The following is a 2,470-nucleotide window of genomic DNA, read 5'->3' as shown; positions in this document are numbered from 1 at the left end:
CACCTGCCGGAAGGCTGCCGAAAAAGCCGGCACGCTGGCATAGCCGAGCAGCGCCGCGATCTGCTTGACCGAGAGACCGGCGTCCGTCGACAGCTTTTCGATCGCGGCAGCGATGCGGGCGCGCTGGCACCAGCTCTTGAACGAGAGCTGGGTTTCCGCCGAGAACAGCCGCGACAACGTCCGCGCGGAGGTGCCGACCGCACGCGCCAGCGCCTCGATGTCGCAGGCGCCGGTCGGATCGTCCAGCACGATCATGGCGGCGCGCCGGCAGCGCGGCTCGCGCGGCAGCGGCACGAAGGTCGCGGAATCCTCGGCCTGGTGCAGTTCCAGCATCACGAGCCGGACCAGGAGCTCGGTACGCTCGGCCGTGTTGCGGGAATCGAACAGCGCGAGGATCGCCTGGTGCAGCAGGGCCGACACCCGCACCACGAACTCTCTGCCGAGGCCCCTGGCCCGCGGCTCGCGCTCCAGCCGGGGCATGTCGAAATACAGCGTGCGCATCTCGATGTCGGCGAGCACGTCGATCGCGTGCTCCAGCCGGGCAGGGACCCACACCGCGCGGTCCGGCGGCACCAGCCAGCGGCCCTTCGGCGTGGTGACCTGCATCGTGCCGCGCGCGGCATAGACGAGCTGCGCCTCGCGGTGCATGTGCGGCTCGAGCCTCGTGCCCTTGGCGTAGTCGCGCGCGACCAGGTGGACGCCCGCGGTGGAGCGGTGGCTGCCCCGGACGTCCCGAATTGGCGTTTCCACGATAGTCATTGGCAGCATCCCGTCATGACCATGACATATAACTCATTTCCGGACAGGAGAGTCCGGGCAAGTGAGGATGTTTCGCATGAACAGGCCGGGCCGGGTGATCGGCTTCGTCAACGCTGGGCATTTCATCGACCATTATGCGATGCTGATTTTTGCCGCCGCCGTGATCGTCATGGGGCCGGCGCTCGGCATGGCCTATTCGGAGCTGTTGCCCTATGCGACGCCGGGCTTCGTCGCCTTCGGCGCGGGCTCGCTGCTGACCGGCTGGCTGGGAGACCGCTGGAGCCGGCGGCACATGATGGTGATCTTCTTCGTCGGCATCGGCGCCTCGATGATCGCGGTCGGTCTGGTGCAGAAGCCGTGGCAGCTCGGCGCGGCGTTGCTCGCGATCGGCATCTTCGCCTCGATCTATCATCCGGTCGGCACCGCGATGATCGTGTCCTATGCCGACCGGCTCGGTCGCGAGATGGGCCTGAACGGCGTGTTCGGCAATCTCGGCGTCGCCTCCTCGGCGCTGGCCACCGGCGTGATCGGTCAGTATCTCGGCTGGCGCTTCGCCTTCATCATCCCCGGCGCGGTCACGATTCTGGTCGGCATCGCCTTCGCGCTCACGGTCGTGCATGAGAGCCGCGCGGGCGCGAAGCAGGCGGCGGCGCAGGCGCGCGTCGCCAAGCAAGACATGTGGCGGGTGGTCCTGTCGCTCCTGATCGTGGTGATCGCGATCTCCACCACCTTCAACGCCGTCACCGTGGCGCTGCCAAAACTGTTCGCGGAGCGGCTCGCCGATCTGACGAACAGCCCGGCGCTGCTCGGCACGATCGCGGCCGGCGTCTACGTGTTCGGCGCCATGACGCAGTACACGATCGGCCGGCTGCTCGACCATTATTCGCTGAAGACGGTGGCAGTGCCGCTGTCCTTCATGCTGGCGCCGTTTCTCTATCTGGCGGCGAGCCTGTCGAACCTGCCGCTGATCGTTGTGTCGATCGGCATCGTCATGGGCGCGTTCGGGCAGGTCACCGTCAACGACGCCATGGTCGGCAAGTACACCTCGGAGGAATGGCGCTCGCGCGCCTATGCGGTGCGCTACTTCGTCGGCTTCACCGCGGCCGGCGCCTCGGTCGGCCTCGTCGCCTGGCTCTACGAGCAGGGCGGCTTCGTCACCATGCTGCACGCCTTTGCCGGCCTCTGCCTGTTCGCGATCGCCGCCGCGCTCATCCTGCCGCGCGAGATCAAGGTGCCGCAGCCGGCCTGAGCGACCCGGGAACTTCCTTCGCCCGCTGGGGTTCTCATCCCGTCGCTGCCGGTGTCCTGCCGGCGCCGCGAAGGGGGAGGCGCAACGGCATGCAGTGGAGCCTGCTCCGGTCGGCGCGCCTGGCCTGTCCGATGCTGGTCCTCTCGACCCTGGCGGCCGGCGCCGACGCCCCAAAATCGCCCGGTCCTTCCGAATTCCTGCTGATCGCGCAGATCATGCTGCTGATCGCGGTCGGCCGCGGGCTCGGCGAGGTCATGCAGCGCACGGGCCAGCCTTCCGTCATCGGCGAACTGCTCGCCGGCGTCCTGCTCGGACCGTCGCTGTTCGGCTGGCTGTGGCCGGAGGCGCAGCAGGCGATCTTTCCGAACGCGCCCGAGCAGAAGGCGATGATCGACGGCATCGCGCAGGTCGGCATCCTTCTGCTCCTGCTGCTGACCGGAATGGAGACCGACCTCAAGCTCG

3 protein-coding genes are annotated in these 2,470 nt (G+C 68.1%); 2 read left to right on the top strand and 1 reads right to left on the bottom strand.

The window, feature by feature from the left end; all coding sequences use genetic code 11:
- Positions 1–759, bottom strand: a 759-nt coding sequence (locus tag KGM94_RS24880; RefSeq protein ID WP_300265298.1) for a helix-turn-helix transcriptional regulator, incomplete at its 3' end; no start/stop codon positions are given.
- A 76-nt stretch (positions 760–835) separates the two neighbouring features.
- On the opposite strand from KGM94_RS24880, the gene KGM94_RS24875 reads away from it, so the two are divergent.
- On the top strand, positions 836–2,008 hold the full coding sequence (locus tag KGM94_RS24875) for an MFS transporter (RefSeq protein ID WP_300265296.1): 1,173 nt from the start codon (positions 836–838) through the stop codon (positions 2,006–2,008).
- A gap of 89 nt (positions 2,009–2,097) precedes the next feature.
- Positions 2,098–2,470, top strand: a 373-nt coding sequence (locus KGM94_RS24870; RefSeq protein ID WP_300265295.1) for a cation:proton antiporter, incomplete at its 3' end; no start/stop codon positions are given.

The sequence above is a fragment of the Bradyrhizobium sp. genome, from assembly GCF_028868675.1.
Lineage (GTDB): Bacteria > Pseudomonadota > Alphaproteobacteria > Rhizobiales > Xanthobacteraceae > Bradyrhizobium.
Note: the sequence above shows the minus strand (reverse complement) of the source record. Positions and strands in the feature narration are given on the sequence as shown.